The sequence below is a fragment of the Pseudomonas sp. KH_040 genome (genome assembly GCF_057839305.1).
On record NZ_CM174487.1, the window covers coordinates 6,632,987 to 6,650,148 of the forward strand.

General features: G+C 60.4%; 14 protein-coding genes. 3 read left to right on the plus strand and 11 right to left on the minus strand.

The features are described 5' to 3' along the window. The first annotated feature begins 13 nt into the window (after positions 1–13). On the plus strand, positions 14–1,453 hold the full coding sequence (cls, locus tag AC3IUF_RS29710; RefSeq protein ID WP_007912032.1) for a cardiolipin synthase: 1,440 nt from the start codon (positions 14–16) through the stop codon (positions 1,451–1,453). A 48-nt stretch (positions 1,454–1,501) separates the two neighbouring features. Here cls and cfaB read toward each other — a convergent pair whose 3' ends face one another. The 8 genes from cfaB to hflK (AC3IUF_RS29750) form a co-directional block, all read right to left on the minus strand. Beyond that, positions 1,502–2,689, minus strand: coding sequence for a C17 cyclopropane fatty acid synthase CfaB (gene cfaB / locus AC3IUF_RS29715; RefSeq protein WP_095113165.1), 1,188 nt, complete (start codon positions 2,687–2,689; stop codon positions 1,502–1,504). Positions 2,690–2,773: 84 nt separating this feature from the next. Then, positions 2,774–3,562, minus strand: a complete 789-nt coding sequence (locus tag AC3IUF_RS29720; protein ID WP_007912030.1) for an HvfC/BufC N-terminal domain-containing protein — start codon at positions 3,560–3,562, stop codon at positions 2,774–2,776. Then, positions 3,553–4,398, minus strand: coding sequence for an MNIO family bufferin maturase (gene bufB, locus AC3IUF_RS29725; protein WP_489280002.1), 846 nt, complete (start codon positions 4,396–4,398; stop codon positions 3,553–3,555). Before bufB ends, AC3IUF_RS29720 begins: the two co-directional genes overlap by 10 nt. A gap of 66 nt (positions 4,399–4,464) precedes the next feature. Then, complete coding sequence (gene bufA2, locus AC3IUF_RS29730) at positions 4,465–4,716, minus strand: BufA2 family periplasmic bufferin-type metallophore (protein WP_007912027.1); 252 nt, start codon at positions 4,714–4,716, stop codon at positions 4,465–4,467. A gap of 109 nt (positions 4,717–4,825) precedes the next feature. Then, positions 4,826–6,733, minus strand: coding sequence for a heavy metal translocating P-type ATPase (locus tag AC3IUF_RS29735; protein WP_447787489.1), 1,908 nt, complete (start codon positions 6,731–6,733; stop codon positions 4,826–4,828). Beyond that, positions 6,730–7,779: a protease modulator HflK gene (gene hflK, locus AC3IUF_RS29740; protein WP_007912025.1), complete on the minus strand. Its 1,050-nt coding sequence runs from the start codon at positions 7,777–7,779 to the stop codon at positions 6,730–6,732. The genes AC3IUF_RS29735 and hflK (AC3IUF_RS29740) overlap by 4 nt, the downstream gene beginning before the upstream one ends. Continuing rightward, the gene (gene hflC / locus AC3IUF_RS29745) at positions 7,776–8,822 is read right to left on the minus strand and encodes a protease modulator HflC (RefSeq protein ID WP_489280005.1); all 1,047 of its coding nucleotides are present in this window, start codon (positions 8,820–8,822) and stop codon (positions 7,776–7,778) included. Before hflC ends, hflK (AC3IUF_RS29740) begins: the two co-directional genes overlap by 4 nt. Then, on the minus strand, positions 8,819–10,780 hold the full coding sequence (gene hflK / locus AC3IUF_RS29750) for a protease modulator HflK (protein WP_489280006.1): 1,962 nt from the start codon (positions 10,778–10,780) through the stop codon (positions 8,819–8,821). Before hflK (AC3IUF_RS29750) ends, hflC begins: the two co-directional genes overlap by 4 nt. A gap of 211 nt (positions 10,781–10,991) precedes the next feature. On the opposite strand from hflK (AC3IUF_RS29750), the gene lpdA reads away from it, so the two are divergent. Further along, entirely contained in the window at positions 10,992–12,392 is a 1,401-nt protein-coding gene (lpdA, locus tag AC3IUF_RS29755; RefSeq protein WP_489280007.1) for a dihydrolipoyl dehydrogenase, read from the plus strand. 130 nt (positions 12,393–12,522) lie between these two features. On the opposite strand, the gene AC3IUF_RS29760 is transcribed toward lpdA, so the two are convergent. Continuing rightward, a complete protein-coding gene (locus tag AC3IUF_RS29760; RefSeq protein WP_007912013.1) occupies positions 12,523–12,996 on the minus strand; it encodes an Lrp/AsnC family transcriptional regulator in 474 nt (157 codons plus the stop codon). A gap of 144 nt (positions 12,997–13,140) precedes the next feature. Here AC3IUF_RS29760 and AC3IUF_RS29765 point away from each other — a divergent pair, with 144 nt between their 5' ends. Beyond that, positions 13,141–13,770 carry a LysE family translocator gene (locus tag AC3IUF_RS29765; RefSeq protein WP_007912011.1) on the plus strand — a complete coding sequence of 210 codons (630 nt, stop codon included), beginning with the start codon at positions 13,141–13,143 and terminating at the stop codon, positions 13,768–13,770. Here the strand turns inward: AC3IUF_RS29765 and AC3IUF_RS29770 are convergent. Then, positions 13,767–15,905 carry a hypothetical protein gene (locus tag AC3IUF_RS29770; RefSeq protein WP_489280009.1) on the minus strand — a complete coding sequence of 713 codons (2,139 nt, stop codon included), beginning with the start codon at positions 15,903–15,905 and terminating at the stop codon, positions 13,767–13,769. The genes AC3IUF_RS29765 and AC3IUF_RS29770 overlap by 4 nt on opposite strands. Continuing rightward, positions 15,892–17,076 (minus strand): DUF3142 domain-containing protein, encoded by a 1,185-nt coding sequence (locus tag AC3IUF_RS29775; RefSeq protein WP_489280010.1) that lies wholly within the window; start codon positions 17,074–17,076, stop codon positions 15,892–15,894. The genes AC3IUF_RS29770 and AC3IUF_RS29775 overlap by 14 nt, the downstream gene beginning before the upstream one ends. Positions 17,077–17,162: the final 86 nt, after the last annotated feature.

The window sequence follows — 17,162 nt, forward strand, 5'->3', positions numbered from 1 at the left end:
GCAAGGCTGCCCCATGGATTATTTTGGACCGCACATTTTCGGTTATCTGATCGCCCTGATACACACTCTCGGCTTGATCGCCGCCGTTCACGCGGTGCTCACCGTGCGCACGGCTCAAGGCTCGATCGCCTGGGCATTGTCGCTGATCTTCATTCCCTATCTCACGCTTATTCCGTACCTGGTGTTTGGCCGCAGTACCTTTGATGGCTACATCAACGCGCGACGTCAGGCCAACGAACAGATGCGTCAGGCCATCTCCGAACTGAACTGGCGCCCGTGGGTGGAAGAAGCGCTGACCGCGCGCGCCTCGAATGCCTACGCCTCGTTACGCGCAATGCCAAAATTGGGGCGCATGCCGTGTCTGGCGAACAACGAAGTGCAATTGTTGATCAACGGTGCAGCCACCTTTGAGGCGATCTTCCAGGCTATTGATCAGGCGAAGGAAGCGGTGCTGATCCAGTTTTTCATCATCCACGATGATCGCCTCGGTCAGCGCCTGCGTGATCTGCTGCTGAAGAAAGCCGCCGAAGGCGTGGCGATTCATCTGCTCTACGACCGTATTGGTAGCCATGCCCTGCCCCACAGTTATGTGCAGGCGTTACGTGATGGCGGCGTTGAGGTCAAAGCCTTCGCCACGCGCAGCGGCTGGCTCAATCGCTTTCAGGTCAACTTTCGTAACCATCGCAAGATCGTCGTGGTCGACGGCGTGGTGGGATTTGTTGGCGGGCATAACGTCGGCGATGAATACATGGGCGAAAAACCACCGCTGGCGCCGTGGCGCGATACCCATGTAAAAGTACGCGGCCCGGTGGTCGCGTGCATGCAGGAATCCTTTGCCGAGGACTGGTTCTGGGCCGCGCGAACATTGCCTCCGCTGATACTGCCGGACGAATATCCGGACGACGGCGTGCTCTGCCAACTGCTCGCCAGCGGCCCGGCCGATGCTTACGAAACCTGCTCGCTGTTCTTTGTCGAAGCCATCCATGCGGCCACCGAACGCGTGTGGATCACCAGCCCTTACTTCATTCCCGACGAGGCTGTATTTGCCGCATTAAGGTTGGCGGTCTTACGCGGTGTCGATGTGCGACTACTGCTGCCATCGCGTCCCGATCATCGCATCGTTTACGCCGCTTCCAGTCTCTACGCGTTTGAAGCTGTGCGTGCCGGCGTGCGAGTGTTCCGCTATGAGCCCGGTTTCCTGCATCAGAAAGTGGTGTTGATCGACAGTGAGATCAGCGCCATCGGCAGCGCCAATCTGGACAACCGTTCGTTCCGATTGAATTTCGAAGTGATGCTGCTGACCGTCGACAGCGACTTCGCCGCCAGCGTGGAAAACATGCTTATCGCCGATTTCGAGCAAGCCTACGAAATTGCCAAAGAAGAAAGCCGGGAAATCCACCGACTGCAACAAGTCGGCATGCGGATCGCCCGGCTGATTTCACCGATTCTCTAAAAACCCTCACCCTGACCCTCTCCCAGAGGCAGAGGGGAATATTCAGTGTTAAGGGTTATAGATATCGTCGCGCGTCCATGGCAGTTCATGGCTGCCATCCGGATGCGCTTTCACCGCAAGGATCTGGTGCAGATTGATCCAGCCGCGCGCAAACGCATAAGCGCAGCCGGCCAGGTACAGACGCCAGATGCGCAACGCCTGATCCGGCACCAGTTTGCCTGCGGTTTCAAGGTTATCCTCCAGTCGCTCGCTCCAGTGATCCAGCGTGCGCGCGTAATGCAGGCGCAGGCTTTCGACGTCGACAATCTCCAACCCCGCTTCGCTGATCTCGGCCGAGATCATCGCCAGGTGCGGCAACTCACCGTTGGGGAATACGTATTTCTCGATGAATTCCCCGGCACCGCGTCCCACCGGACGACCATCGGTGTGTTTGGCGGTGATGCCATGGTTCATTACCAGACCGCCCTCCTTCACCGCGCCGAACAGGGTTTTGCAGTACTCGGCGAGATTGGCGTGGCCAACGTGCTCGAACATCCCGACGCTGACTACCTTGTCGAAACGCCCGTCCTGAGGCAGATCGCGGTAGTCGAGCAACTGCAGTTCGATCTGGTCTTCCAGGCCTTCGGCCTTGACCCGTTCGCGTGCCAGTTCCAGCTGTTCCTTGCTCAGGGTAATACCGAAGACTTTCGCACCGAATTCGCGCGCGGCAAAGCGTGCCAGACCACCCCAACCGCAGCCGACATCCAGCAGGTACTCGCCTGGCTGCAAGCGCAGCTTGCGGCATAAGTGTCGAAATTTGGCTTGTTGCGCCTGTTCCAGAGTTTCGCTGCCCGTTTCGAAATACGCGCAGGAATACGCCATGTCGCTGTCCAGCCAGAGCTGGTAGAACGCATTGGACAGGTCGTAGTGATAGGAAATGGCTTTGGCGTCAGTTTCCTTGTCGTGCACCGAACGCACCGGCTGACTGTCTTCATCTTCGCCGAGCAAAGCGTTGCTTAATTCGTCGCAGACCCGGATGACCTCGCTGATCGAGCCCTCCAGCTCAAGTTTGCCTTCAACGAATGCCGCTCCGAGCGCATCCAGGCTTGGATGGGTGAACTGGGTGACCATCTGCGGGTCCTTGACCACGATGGTGACGCTGGGCGCCGGCCCCAGATTGAACTCATGGCCATCCCAGAGTCGCAGGCGAAGCGGAAGCTGCAGATTCTGTAAGGCCGGTGGAAGTTGCGCGAGCATGGAAAATCCCCCTTGTTTCAGACGTCAGATCTGAGGGTAGACCATCCCGGAAAAATAGCAGGCTATCGATTTGATTAGCCTGATCTATCGCTGCAGACGCACCAGCAAACCTTCCTGAATCCACTGTTTCAACCAGGTCACGGCTTGAAGTGGCGCGCCCTCACCATAAGTGACTGCTAACTCGGCGCACAGTTCGGCGAAACTCCATCCTTGGTTGAGCAAACCATCGAGGGCCGTCGCCTGCGCCGAATCGAGGCTGCGGTAACTGCAGATCAGCTGGTTGCGCCAAATCAGACAGGCCTGTGGAATATCCAACGCCATGCTTTCAGGGAAGTCTGCTTTTTCCTTCACCGAGCGCCACAGTGCAAGGCTGTTGAAGCGGCACCCCAGCCACTGCAAGGATGGCACCGCTTTGACGCGCAATTCGGGCCACTCCTCCGGGGCCAGGGCCGCCACAGCGTCAATCGTCAGCGGCTCATCGGCGGGTGCATCAAAGGCCAGTGTGAAAGCCCATTCGAGCGCGATCAGCTCGGCCAGCGGCGCACTCTGCTCCGGCACCAGATGCTCGCGGACAAAACCTTCAAAGCCTTTGCCCAACCAGCGCAGGCTGTAATGCGCTGATGGATACCGACGGATGTACGCCATGGCGAGGTCATCGAACTCTTCATCACCCAGCCAGTGCAGGATCGTCGGAAAGTCATTGCGCAAGACTTCCAGCAACCGCGCTTTGTAAGCGTTGTGATAGATCGCCAGTCCCGTGCCGACATCCAGTGTCGGGCCACCGATCAGGCTCTTGCCCAAGGACAGATTTGCACTGCGGTCTTCATCGAGAAGGAACGTCTCGAACGCCAGTTGCCACTCCTTCAGGCGCATTGCTGCCTCCCGGCCAGAACCTTGTTCCCCAGCTCACGGGCCTTTTGCAGTTCATCGAGCAATTCATCGAAAGGCGGAAAATGATCGTCACGCTCCAGCAACGTGGCCACAGGGCCGAAGTGTTCCAGTGTGCGTTGATAGAGTGCCCAGACCGGATCGCTCACCGGATGGTCGTGAGTGTCGATCACGTAATCGCCGTAGTCACTGTGCCCCGCCAGATGCAGTTGGCGGACTTTGTCGATGGGCAGGCTACGGATGAAGGCCCACGGATCGAAGCCATGATTACGTGAACTGACGTAAACATTGTTCACGTCCAGCAGCAATTCGCAGCCGCTTTCGCGGCTCAGCGCTGCGAGAAACTCCCACTCGGTGAAATCATCCGAGGCAACACGGACATAACTGGAAACGTTCTCCAGCACCAACGGACGCTGCAGAATGTCCTGAACCTGCATCACGCGAGCAGCGATGTAATCCAAGCTTTCTTCGGTGTAAGGCAGCGGCAGCAGATCATGTAACTGATGGGCATTGCCACGGCTCCAGCACAAATGGTCGGAGATCCATGCCGGTCTGACCCGTTCGGCCAATTGCTTGAGTTGGTTGAGATAGTCCGGATCGAGGGCATGCGGCCCGCCGATGGACAGAGAAACACCGTGCATCACCAGCGGATAGCGCTCGGCGATAGCGTCGAGGTAATACAGGGCCTTACCGCCCTGCACCATGAAATTTTCCGAAACCACTTCAAACCAGTCGACATCCGGCGACTGCTCAAGGATCTGCTGGTAGTAAGTGCTACGTAAACCCAAGCCGTAGCCCAGGAAGGGAAGGGAAACAGACATGGGGCGAACTCCTGATAAAAAGTGGCCGCAGTGGCGCCAACCACTGCGGCAACACTTGCCGGTCAGTTATTCGCCGACCTTGCCACCGGCTTTTTCACACGCCGCCTGAGTCATTGCCTTAAAGCCCTGGCCTTTACAGGCACCCATGCCTTTGCAGGCGTGGTCTTTGGTTTTGCAGTCGTTCTGGCCTTTGCAGCCGTTCACGCCGTAGCAGTGAACGTTGGCATCGGCGGCCATCGCGTTGGAGGCAACACCGGCGAACATTGTGGCGGCGGCCAAAGCGAGAGCGGCACCAGCAGCAGCGGTCTTGATGGTCATTTTTCTTATCCTCGGTAATCGTCAGGGGTGTCGGCTGGAAGGTTGTTCAGTCCCGACATAGCACTAGAGAGAGCGCCCCCGACGGCGTTACAGAGAATCGAAAAATTTTTTAAAGGTCTTTCTGGAGCTTGAGCAACGGCTCCTGAAAGCGCAGCAAACGCCCGGCATTACCGAGGACCAGCAGCGTGCTGAGGTTGTGCAGCAGCGCGGCAATCATCGCCCCGGCGGCACCCAGCCAGCCGAATGCAGCGAACACGACGATGGCCAGCGTCCAACCCAGACCGATGATCACGTTGACCTGCAACGTCCGGCGGCACTGGCGGCTGAGGCGCACGCAGGTGCCGAGTCGGCGCAGGTCGCTGCCGATCAAGACAATATCCGCCGAGGCCAGCGCGATGTCGGCGCCACCCGCGCCCATTGCCACACCGACCACGCCTGCCTTGAGCGCGAGGGAGTCATTAATTCCGTCACCGACCACCATCGGCCGGAAACCATTGTCGATTTCCTTGAGCACGCGATTGAGTTTGTCCTCGGGCAAGGCCTGGGCTTGGACCTCATGCAAACCGACCTCCTTGGCGAGCGACTGGGCCACGCTTTGACGATCGCCGGTCAGCAGCAATTGCCGTCCGAGCCCCAATTCACGCAATTCGTCGAGGGCGAAACGGGCCTCCGGTTTAACCGTGTCGGCGAGCAACAGCCAAGCGAGGAATTCCCCGTTCAATGCCAGCCCGGCGATGGGGCCATCGTGATCGGGGACCGTTGTCGTGGTGATGCCCAGTTGCGCGAACAATTCTGGCCGACCGAGCGCCGCTTCGCCCTGCCCGGTCATGGCGACTACACCAAGGCCCTGACGCTCGTGAATATCACTCAGCGTTAGACATTGATCCTGACTGACCAACCCGGCGAGCGCACGGCTGACCGGGTGACTGCTCGCCGCGCCGAGGCTGGCGGCAAGCGCCAGGACCACAGACGACTCTGCTTGCGGGCTGTTGATCGACTGCAAGCGTAATGTGCCGTAAGTCAGTGTCCCGGTTTTATCGACGACCAGCGATGTCAGGTCAGCCAGTTCTTCGAGGAACGCCGAACTGCGAATCAAAATCCCGTGACGCGCTGCCACCGCGACACCGGCAATCGCCGTCGCCGGAGCGGACAACACCAACGCGCACGGACACGCTGCCACCAACACTGCGAGCATCGCTTGCGCATCGTTGGTGACGAACCAGGTCACCGCTGCCAGCAACAACACCAGCACCATATAGCTGCCGGCGTAACGTTCGAGCAAACGGGTGATCGGTGGTTTCGAGCGCTCGGCGTTCTGCATCAGCGCGATGACTTTGCCGAGGGTCGACTCGTCGCCAGTGCGGGTCACTTCAATGCGCAGCAGGCCATCGAGATTGATCGCGCCGCCGAACACCGTCATGCCGACAGCCGCCTCGACGGGCACTGATTCGCCGGTAATCGAAGCCGTATCCAGACTGGCCTGGCCGGACAAAACCCGACCGTCCGCCGGCACCCGATCACCGGCGCGCACCTCAACGGTGTCGCCGGATTTCAGCGTGCCGTTGTCCACTTCGATGATCGAACCATCGGCCAGAAGCTTGCGTGCGTGACTGCGCGTCAGTTGGCCAAGCGCATGAATCGCTTCCTGCGAACCGATCACGCTGCGCTCCTCCAGCACATGGCCGAAGATCATGATGATCGGCAGCAGCGCCGCTGTCAGCAGATCGCCGGTGGCCCATGCACCGAGCATGGCCAGGGCAATCAGTTGATCGGTGATGCCGTGCAAGCTTGGATAGCGCAGGCTGTACCACGCCGAACGCATCACCGGGACGGCGACTAATAAAGAAGCAAAACCAAGCAACAACTGACTGACGCCGGTTTGCTCCGGCACCAGCCAACGCCAGATCAAACCCAGCCCCAGAAGACCCAACGCCAGCATCGCCAATGTCAGTTGGCGTGCGGCGCGGCGTTGTTCGGCCGAGGACAACAGGCTCGGTGCAGCGGTCGTCGCAGTCATTTACTGGCTCCCTGAATGATCAGACGGGAATCGTCTTTCGGGTCGACCGTGGTGACCGATCCGGCCTGACCGAGAATCTTCGGCATGCGCTCGCGGTACAGGCGCAGAAGCATTTGCGGGTCGGTGCTGCTGGCCAGACTCGACACCGTGGCAGTGTCAGCCGTGGCTTTGGCCAAGCGTTCACCGGCCTGCGCGTGAGCCACTTGTAGCGCCCGATCGGCTTGTTCGTTGGAGGTCTGGGTGAGCTTTTCGGCATCGGTACGTGCGTTGGCCACAGCTTTGTCGGCTTGCTGACTGGCCGTCAGCACCGCGTTGAATGCACTGACCGCCGGATCCGGCAGACTCGACTGCACATCGACCCGCGCCACTTCGATCCCGATACCCTGCCCGCTCGCCTTCAACTCGGCCAGACGCTTGTTGATGCCTTGGACCAAATCACCGCGCAATCGCTCACGTCGTTCGGCAGCCTGATTGTCAGCGCCGATCAATTCCGGACGCGCGACCAGAATGGTGTCCAGATCCCTGGCGGCAGTCAGTGCCACGGCACTGCGAGTGACCAATCGATCCAGCGCCGGCAACACATGATCGGCCTGCAAGACAAAGTCGTAAGGGTCGGTGACTTTGTAGAACACCCGCACATCCAGCTGCACCACGCCGGCGTCACCGGTCAATAAATAACCAGAGCCGGCCAGAGCATCGCTGAGTGGTGTAGCGAAGGAAGCGACTCGATCAGCCTTGAGTGCCTCATCGCTGCGCAACAGGTTTTCCACCCGACGCTCGATCACCCGATCCGCGGCCGGCAACAAAACCACCTGTTCGAACGGCTGCGGCCAAGCCAACAACAGCCCCGCGTTCTGCACGCGATCCAGTGCACCAAAGTGCAAAACCACCGCACGATTCTGCGGATCGATCTGTCGCACATTGGAAAACGCCCAAGCCAATGCGGCCAACACCGTCACCGCATACAGGGCGAGAAATGCCAAACGACCAGCCTGAATCCACGGGCTGTTCAGCGAATGTGTTCCACGTGGAACTTCTTCGCTCATGGCTGCGATCCGGATTTACTGTCGAGTGTTGGCGGGCCATCGATCAGCACGCGAAATGGCGCCGCGTCAGTGCGCAAGATCAGTTTGGTGTCTGGCGTAACGATGGTGCCAAGGGTGTCCAGCGAGCGCAGCAAGTTGTACAGCTGCGGCGAACTGGCGTACGCACGGCCGTAAATCTGCGCGGCTTCAACGCGAGATTGTGCTTCGATTTCTGCAGCTTTCACGGTGGCGTCGGCCTGCACAATTCGCGCATCGCGTTCGGCAGCAGAGCGGATTTGCGCAGCCTCACGCTTGCCGATCGCGGTACGTTCGGTAGCGATTGTTTCACGCTCGGCGCGCATGCGATCGACAGTTGCGGTAAGGGTCACAGAAGGCAAAGTCAAACGCTCGATGCCGACTTGCACAACGCGCACGCCATAGGTGGCGAGCAATTGCTGATCGATCTGCTGACGCAATTGCGCTTCGAATTCAGCGATATGCACCTGACTGGCATCAGTGTTCACCAGGTTCGCCAGATCGAAACTGCTGGCTGTGGTTTCCAGCGCCGAGCCCACGAAGGTGCGAATCTGCCGCGCCGCCTCATCCGGCTGGTTCTGTACCGCGCGCATGAAGCGCTGCACATTGTCCGGATCACCCTGCACCTGCCACGCCACGTAGGCCTGCACGATGATGCGCAAACCGTCGCGGGTACCAACATCCTGCAAGCCGCTGGAGGTGGTGCGCAGACGCAGATCCACCGGGATCGCCGCTTCGAACGGCGCCGGCCAACGCCAGCTCAAACCCGGATCAAGCAGCACCCGCGATGGATTGCCGAAGCGGGTAATCACCGTGGCTTCACCCGAGCGCACTTGCACCAGGCTCGCTGCTGCGATGGCGAACGCAACCAGCAACACCGCCCAGCTCATGCGTCGCCACGGGAAAGGCCCCGCCTCTTCCGGCGCACCGTGATGATGGTGATGATGTCCGTGATGATGGTGATGTCCACCGTGGCCATGATCGTGGCCGCTGTGATCATGCGGTTCGTGAGTGTGCGACTGGCTCAATGGGCGACTCCTGGTTGAGCGGTGTTGCGCGCGGGCGACGGGTCAGCCGGCAGCGTGAAAGTACGCAGATCGATGGTCGGCGGATTGCTGCTGCCACCCAGACGATGGTCGATTACCAGCAATTTGGCTTTACTCAGGCCTTGGCTGAGCTGACCGAGATATTGCTCAAGCACGAAAGCCTGACCAGCACTGGCATAGGCTTTTTGTTCGGCGCTGAATTTCAGATCCGCCGCCTGCGCCGTAGCACGGGTTTCGCGCGCGTTGGCGCTGGCCTGATCGCGAGCGAGGCTGGCCTGCAATTGCGCCTGATTGCTCGCTTCGGCCGCAGCGCCACGCTCGCGGGAGATCAACGCCTGCGCGCCGATCTGCGCCGCTTGCACGCTGTGGTAGGCATTGGCGGCACCGGCCGGCGGGTGAATGGCTTCGACGACTGTGGCGAGAATCTCCACGCCGCTGTTGAGTTGCTGCAGATCACTTTGCACCGCGCGACCGATCTCCTCGCCCAGTCCGACCCGATCTTCACCGAGCAAACCGTCGAGTGTGCGCGAGGCAAAGTCATGCACCAGAATCCGGCTGGCCGTGCTGCGAATCAGCGTCGGCACATCGGCACTGTTGTAGGTCGCGGCCAGCGCCGCCTGATCAGTCAGGCCTATGCGATAAACGAAGCGCACGTCCATGTTGACGATCTGAAAGCTCTGTTGAGCGCCACGGCTGCTGGCGATGACTTGCGACTTGTCATTGACGTGGCTGGCGTCCCACAAGCGGTTGGCTGTCATCGGCGCAGGGCCTTCGGCAGGATCGGCTTGCAGCGGCGCCTGATTCTCGCCAACGCTGGTGGCCAATTCGTGCACCACACCGTTCTCGACGATCAGCACGCGCCCCAGCGGCCACGGCAAACCCGTGTGCAATCCTGGGCCGAACACCTGCACCGGTTTGCCGAAGCGCTCATAGATGCCACGGCCCTGCAGCGGGATTTCATGAATGCCGGTGAGCAGCCAACCCACCGCTGCGACGAGCGCCAGCACTGGCAGAAACGCTCGGCGCATGAAACTGAACGCCCAGATCTGGCGCAGATCGATGCCAAAACGGTTGTGCAATTCGTGCTGCAACGCGAGAAAAGGCTGGGGTGGCCAACGCAGCATGTCGGTAACAAAACTGCGCGCCAGCAACCTTGGCTCAAGCTGTTCGCGACGAGGGCTAAAAACTGAAAGAACGGCGCGCAATAGCCACTCGATCGCGACCAATCCTGGCAAGATACCTATCAGTACAGACACGCGAACTGGCCACACGGCATACTCGCCAGCGAACAACAAACACAGCGCGCCGAGCACCAGAGTGATGATCGCCACGCGCGTCAGTTGCGCCAATGAACCTGCTTCCGGCCATTGCGCAGGATTCTCCTGAGCCAGTTGTCGCTCAAGCACCAACAAGCCGAACGCCAGCAGTAATGACAGCGCTGCGCCCACAGTGGCGGACAATCCAACGGCTGCGGCGGGCAGCGCCAGGTTCCACACCTGTTCGATACTCAGCGCCACCAGCAACGCCCAGCCAGCCAACCACAGCGTCGCAGCACCGATCAGGCCAAGTGCATGCAAACCCCGCTGGCTGAGGTGATCCAGCAGGCGCTCGTACCACCCTTGCGGCGCAGAGCGTTCATCTTCGGCAATAGGCGTCAGCACAACAGGATTGATCACCCGCGCGCGCCATTGCGTCACCCACCACGCAGATTGCAGCCCGGCGACCAACACCAGCAGCGCCGCGCTCTGATTGACCAGCAGCGGCAGCCACAATGACTGCGGTGCAAACAGCCCGACGAAAAACGCCAACACCCAGCCCGCCCCGGCCAATCCACCGAGGGCAAACGCCCAACGCCGCAGTCGCCTGCCCTGCGTGGCCGCCTGCTGAAAACGCGGCAGTCCGGTCACTTGCGTGCCATCCACCTCCAGATCAACTTGCATATCACCCCAATATCATTGGCTCGCGGTTCATATCGTTACGATATAACGAAAAGCGTGAAATATTCGTACACAATTACGCGTATTCAAAGACGCCCAACCTGTCGCTTGCCTGAAGCCTTGACCGAAAAGCCTCGAAACGCACATATTACGTTCGTAATTTTTATTCAGAACTACTTTTAGCGATCCGCATCCATCCAACAGGAGCAAGCGCATGAGCAACTATGACGTAGTGATTCTGGGCGGCGGCCCCGGGGGTTATAACGCAGCGATCCGCGCCGGCCAGTTGGGCCTCAAGGCCGCTTGCGTGGAAGGTCGTGCGACGCTGGGCGGCACTTGCCTGAACGTCGGTTGCATGCCGTCCAAAGCCCTGTTGCATGCCTCGGAGCTGTACGAAGCGGCGATAGGTGCGGAATTCGCCAACCTCGGCATCGAGGTCAAACCGACGTTGAATCTCGCGCAGATGATGAAACAGAAAGACGAGAGCGTGGCGGGCCTGACCAAAGGCATCGAGTTTCTCTTTCGCAAAAACAAAGTCGAGTGGATCAAGGGCTGGGGCCACATCGACGGCCCGGGCAAAGTCACGGTGACCGACGCTCAAGGCAATAAAGTCGAGCTGACCGCCAAGGACATCATCATCGCCACCGGCTCCGAGCCCACTCCCCTGCCCGGCGTCAAGATCGATAACAAACGCATCCTCGACTCAACCGGCGCGCTGTCTCTGAGTGAAGTGCCCAAGCATTTGGTGGTGATTGGTGCCGGGGTGATCGGCCTGGAACTGGGTTCAGTTTGGCGACGCTTGGGTGCGCAGGTCACCGTGGTCGAATACCTCGATCGCATCTGCCCCGGCGTCGATGGCGAGGCCGGCAAAACCCTGCAACGCTCACTGAGCAAACAGGGCATCGCGTTCAAGCTGAGTTCGAAAGTCACCAGCGCCACCTCTTCCGCCAACAGCGTGCAACTCAGCGTCGAGCCGGCCGCTGGCGGTACGGCCGAGTTGCTTGAAGCCGATTACGTGCTGGTCGCTATCGGTCGTCGTCCGTATACCCAAGGCCTCGGACTGGAGAACGTCGGCCTGAGCACTGACAAGCGCGGCATGCTCGCCAACAAACAGCAACGTACCGAAGCCGCCGGGGTCTGGGTGATCGGCGACGTGACCTCCGGGCCGATGCTCGCGCACAAGGCTGAAGATGAAGCGATGGCGTGTGTCGAGCAGATCCATGGCAAGGCTGGCGAGGTCAATTACGACCTGATCCCCAACGTGATCTACACCCGACCGGAACTGGCCAGCGTCGGCAAGACTGAAGAACAACTCAAGGCCGAGGGCCGTGCCTATAAGGTCGGCAAGTTTCCCTTCACCGCCAACAGCCGGGCGAAGATCAACCATGAGACCGAGGGTTTCGCCAAAGTCCTCGCGGATGAACGCACCGATGAAGTCCTCGGCGTGCACCTGGTCGGCCCGAGCGTCAGTGAAATGATTGGCGAGTTTTGTGTGGCGATGGAGTTCAGTGCCTCGGCGGAAGACATTGCGTTGACGTGCCATCCGCATCCAACGCGGTCAGAGGCGTTGCGTCAGGCGGCGATGAATGTCGAGAGGATGGCGACGCAGATGTAGGGTTCTGAAATCCAGGTGGCTGAAACACCGCTTTCGCGAGCAGGCTCGCTCCCACAATTGACCGTGTACCTTCTGAAGGACTGCGGTCGAATGTGGGAGCGAGCTGCTCGCGAATGGGGCCCACCCGGTCTTAAGCGGGAAGATGCCCCAGCGGCAACGCCCCCGGCGTCTTCACCGTGTGAATGGCAAAGTTGCTGCGAATGTCGCTCACCCCCGGCAGCTTCAACAGGCAACCACTGAGAAAGCGGTCATACGCGCGTAAATCCGGCACCACCACTTGCAGCAAAAAGTCCGATTCCCCCGACACCAGAAACGCGGAAATCACTTCCGGCAACGCTGTCACCGCGCGGTAGAACGCCTCGGCCTGCTCATCGTTGTGGCGCTCGACCTTGACCCCGACAAACACCGTCAGCCCCAGCCCGACTTCATCGCGATCAAGATTGGCCTGATAACCGCGAATCACCCCGGCCTCCTCGAGCATCCGCACCCGGCGCAGACACGGTGAGGCCGACAAGCCTATTTCATCCGCCAGCTCGACATTGCTCAGGCGTCCGTTGCGTTGCAGCGCCGCGAGAATCTTGCGATCGAAGGCGTCGAGTTTCATGTTTGGCAGATCCCGATAGTCATACAATGGAAAACCAGCAGATTATGCCAATCAAGAAGGTTTTTGAAGCTGACTTCGCAAGCACCTGCCCCACCCTTCAGCTCTAGACTTGGCGCACCGAATCGACAACGAAAGGGCGGCAACATGGCGAGTCTTTGGCTGTTTTTCCTGGCATTGGCGGTGATCTATCTGTTACCCGGCCCGGACATGATCCTGCTTCTGCAAACCGGTGCGCGACAGGGACGCGGCGCGGCACTGGCCACCGCTATCGGCCTGGGCGTTGCTCGCGGTTGCCACGTGGCGCTGGCGGCGTTGGGGCTGGCCGCGCTGTTCAAGGCTGCACCGTGGACATTCGAGGTCGTGCGTTTGGCGGGGGCGGCGTATCTGTTGTGGATCGGCATTCAATGCCTGCGCAGCACTCTGCTGCCGAACCTGAATGCGGGTGAGGCTGGTGACGTACACGGGCAATGGCGCGAAGCCGTTCGACGCGGTTTGCTGACCAACCTGCTCAACCCAAAAGCGCTGCTGTTCTGCTCGGTGCTGCTGCCGCAGTTCATCGTCAATGACGGCGCACCGGTACTGAGCCAGTTCGCCGTGCTCGGCATGTTGCTGGTTGGCGTCGGTCTGCTGTTCGACAGCGCCTACGCCCTCACCGGCGCCGCATTGGGTCGTTGGCTGCAACACAGTCCAACCGCCCAACGCGTACAACAATGGCTGTTCGGCAGCCTGCTGATCGGTTTCGCCATACGCCTGACGTTCGTCCAGCAGGCTTAGCTTTTGCGGACCTTGCGCTGGCGACGGGTGATCAGCAGCAATGCCGCAGCGCTGACCAGCACAACCACGCCGATCTGCACCGGCCACTTGTACGGCCGCAGCGATGAACGCACGGCATCCGTGACCTGAGTGACGTAACGCTTGTCAGCGTTTTCGAAATCCGGGTACGGGCACTGATTGCCGAAGTCGACCGCCCACGGGACGAACGGACCTTCCTTGATGTAACGCTGATACAGCGCGCTCTGATCTTCCAGGCTGCTGTTCCAGCCGGCCGCGTTGCACAGCACGGCGGCGAATGCCTGACTGGTGTGCGGCAGGTTGTCAGCGGCGCGCCCGGCCAGTTCGGTGGCGACGAAACGGTAGTGGTAGCGCTGATCCGGTTTTGCTTCGCTGGCGGCCTGACGTTGCACTTCGGCCTCGCTCACCAGCGGGCCGACTTTCAGCTCCGTGCTTTCCAGACTGTAGTTGCCACCGAACGTGGCGTAGTCCGGCGCCATCTCATAACCGAGAATATCCATGCCCCATTCACGCGCTGTCCACGCGGCGTTATACAGCGCACTGGCGCGCTTGGTCGGCCACCACGACGCATCGGCCTTCAGCCGTTGTTCGCCGTAGAGGCGAGCCTTGTTTTGCAGGTCGGGATTGTCGAAATAAGCGACCGCGTCGGCGTAATGCCCTTCGCGCAGCAAACGCCGGCCGAGCAGGTTGCGCAGGCTGGCGGCGAGCGGCAGCGGCACGTAGTTATCACGCTGCTGTTGAGTCAGCGCGGGCGGAGCCGGGACGTTATCGTCGACGTACTTTTTCAGCTCATCGACGGTCAGTACGCGCTCGGCCACGGTCGCGGCATCGAACCAATAGACACTGTTGCTGCGATACAACTGCACGAAAGCCTGCAGGTACTCGCCACGTTGCAACGCGAGAATCGCGCTTTCGCCCTCGACCCGGCATTTCGGCTGAACCGCTTCAAACGCCCAGTCCGGCGTACGGCGATAACCCCAGTCTTCGCTCTGCGGGAAGGCTTGCGCGGCTTTCGAATAGGCTGCGGCTGCGGCGTTTTTGTCACCGTCACGCACCGCCAGTTTGGCCCGCAGCCACCACGCCAGGCCGCCGTCGCCGGCGTTCTCGAGAAAGGCCTTGGCACCGGCGTAATCACCCTGTTGATAACTCATCGCCGCCAGACGATCCGCGTTTTCGAGGCTGCCGCGGGTGCTGGTTTGCAGCAGTTTCACCAGTTTTTTCTCGTTCGGCGGCTCATCGCCAAACGACCAGCCTTGACGGCTCACCAGCGATGCCGTGACCAGTTGCTGCACGGCTTTGTGCTGCAGCAAATCGGCGAGTTCGGCCTCGGGCAACTCCGCCAGTTCATTCATCAATTGCTTGAGCGAGGTGTAACCCACGGCAGAACCGTGCAGATTTTGTGCTTCATACAATTCGATGGCGCCGTTCCAGTCGCCCGCCGAGCGTAACACTCGCGCCTCTTCACCGAGGCTGGCAACACCCAACTCCAGCGGATCGCTGAAACCGTCGATGCTCAGTTGCCGGGCTTGGCGGAACGCATCACGCGATTGCTCCAGCGCCTCGACCGCATCCCCGCCTTCGCTGCTCATGGCAAACCAGGTACGGCCCAGCGAATACGCCGCCCACGTGCTGCGCAACGGACGCTGATCTGCCGGCAGCGTCAGCAGCTTGTTGAAATACTCGACCGCGAGTTGATGATCGCCCGTGGCAAACGCCACTGCACCAGCCACGTACAAGCGGATTTCCGCCGGCAGGCCGGCGCCCTGCGCCTCGACCTGACGCGCATCGGTCAGGCCGCGCAGTTGTTTGACCAACGCTTGCTGCTCGGGGCTCAGTCCGGCCTGCTCGGCTTTCTCCCGTGCCTCGGCGGCCGCGTTTTCCTCACCGTACATATCGTTCGGATTGTGCGTTGCAGCGGTGACGTTCTTCAGCCCGGCGATGGCTTTGCCGAGCCGACTGAGTTCGAAGTTGAAGTTGCCCTCAGGCAGATCCGCCAGGGTCTGCCCACGATTGTCGAGCAGGCGCATGGGGAAATCCGGCCCGCAGGCGAACGCCGAACCCAGCGGCAGGCAGAGGCTCAGGCAGAGCAGATGGCGGGGCCAGTTACGGGTCAACATGCGAACCTCCTTGATCAATATTGGCGCAACGCGCCCAACCGATGACGCGCTGCCCACCCGCCGGCAAGCGGCCGTCGCGCAGGCGGGTGAAGGTAAGCAGATCCGGGCTTTGTTGCAACGAGTAACCGGCGAGCGCATCGGCGCCTTCACAGTTTTTCGCCTTGAGAATGATCCGCGCAGGCCAGGCACTGTCGAGGTTGCCGGGATTGTCGAGTTTGATGTCGTAGAGGCCGTCGAACTCGCTCAGCGTCACGCCGAGCTGACTGTTCAGTTGATCACCCCGTGCGACCGCCGCAAGGGTGGTCAGACTCCAGGCGCGGCGGTCAGTGGCCAGCGGCAGGCGGAACCAGATCAGACCGGCCAGATGCGCCGGTGGGTCTTCGCGCAAGGCCTTGCCAAGTTGGCGCAATTGCTGCGGATCTGCGAGCAATTCCTGGCGCTCACCGCCCCGCTCAAGTTGTACTTCGCTTTCCACCACCGGCGCCCCGCCATCGTCCGGCAACAGCGCCACACCGTAAGCCGGCAGCGCGAGAAAAAAAGGTTTGTCGGTAATCCGCGCCCAGGCCTTGGCCCACTTCAACGCCTGATCAGGATCGAACAGACCCCGACGCGGATCGCTGACGGCGTGGACTTGCAGCACGCTGCTGTCGACGGTTTGCAGGAGTGTCGGCAATTGCGCACTGTCGAGCCAGGCCGGAAGTGCCGTGATGCTCAAAGGCAGAGACGTCGGCAATGCCGAGCGCAAATGTTCGAGGAATTCAGCGTAGGCCAGCAAACGTGCGTTACCGGCATCGTGATCAATCTCGACGCCGCTCAATACAAGACCTTGCGCCTGCCAATCGGCAAGCACCTGCAGAATCTGCGTGGTGAGCTGATCCTGATCCAGCGCCTTCAACTGCCCATCGAGACGAATCACTGCGATCAAAGGACGGCCGTCGGCTATCAATAACGGCGCATCGATCCGCGCCCGGCTCCATCCGGCATTTGGAAAGGCTTGCAGCGCCAGCACGCGCAGCGTCGAGAAATCCTGGCGACTGTCACGCAGCGCTACCTCGTGGGCCGGCGTCCATTGGCGTTGCCAGATGTAGAGTTGTTGGTCGAGAGGGCGCGCGTCGTGTTGCTCGCAACCCGCGATAACGATGCCCAAAAACAGACCCACAATAAACCGCATACCTTCCAGCCCCCTGACACCACAAGGCTGCAAGGTTACACAAAACCCCTGTAGGAGCTGTCGAGTAAAACGAGGCTGCGATCTTT

Coding starts and splice junctions, on each gene's coding strand:
- AC3IUF_RS29720 (WP_007912030.1), bottom strand. CDS start 3,562: ATGCGCCTGAAGGAGTGGCAACTGGCGTTCGAGACGTTCCTTCTCGAT.
- lpdA (WP_489280007.1), top strand. CDS start 10,992: ATGAGCAACTATGACGTAGTGATTCTGGGCGGCGGCCCCGGGGGTTAT.
- hflK (WP_489280006.1), bottom strand. CDS start 10,780: ATGCAAGTTGATCTGGAGGTGGATGGCACGCAAGTGACCGGACTGCCG.
- AC3IUF_RS29735 (WP_447787489.1), bottom strand. CDS start 6,733: ATGACTGCGACGACCGCTGCACCGAGCCTGTTGTCCTCGGCCGAACAA.
- AC3IUF_RS29770 (WP_489280009.1), bottom strand. CDS start 15,905: ATGTTGACCCGTAACTGGCCCCGCCATCTGCTCTGCCTGAGCCTCTGC.
- bufB (WP_489280002.1), bottom strand. CDS start 4,398: ATGTCTGTTTCCCTTCCCTTCCTGGGCTACGGCTTGGGTTTACGTAGC.
- hflK (WP_007912025.1), bottom strand. CDS start 7,779: ATGAGCGAAGAAGTTCCACGTGGAACACATTCGCTGAACAGCCCGTGG.
- cfaB (WP_095113165.1), bottom strand. CDS start 2,689: ATGCTCGCGCAACTTCCACCGGCCTTACAGAATCTGCAGCTTCCGCTT.
- cls (WP_007912032.1), top strand. CDS start 14: ATGGATTATTTTGGACCGCACATTTTCGGTTATCTGATCGCCCTGATA.
- bufA2 (WP_007912027.1), bottom strand. CDS start 4,716: ATGACCATCAAGACCGCTGCTGCTGGTGCCGCTCTCGCTTTGGCCGCC.
- AC3IUF_RS29760 (WP_007912013.1), bottom strand. CDS start 12,996: ATGAAACTCGACGCCTTCGATCGCAAGATTCTCGCGGCGCTGCAACGC.
- AC3IUF_RS29775 (WP_489280010.1), bottom strand. CDS start 17,076: ATGCGGTTTATTGTGGGTCTGTTTTTGGGCATCGTTATCGCGGGTTGC.
- AC3IUF_RS29765 (WP_007912011.1), top strand. CDS start 13,141: ATGGCGAGTCTTTGGCTGTTTTTCCTGGCATTGGCGGTGATCTATCTG.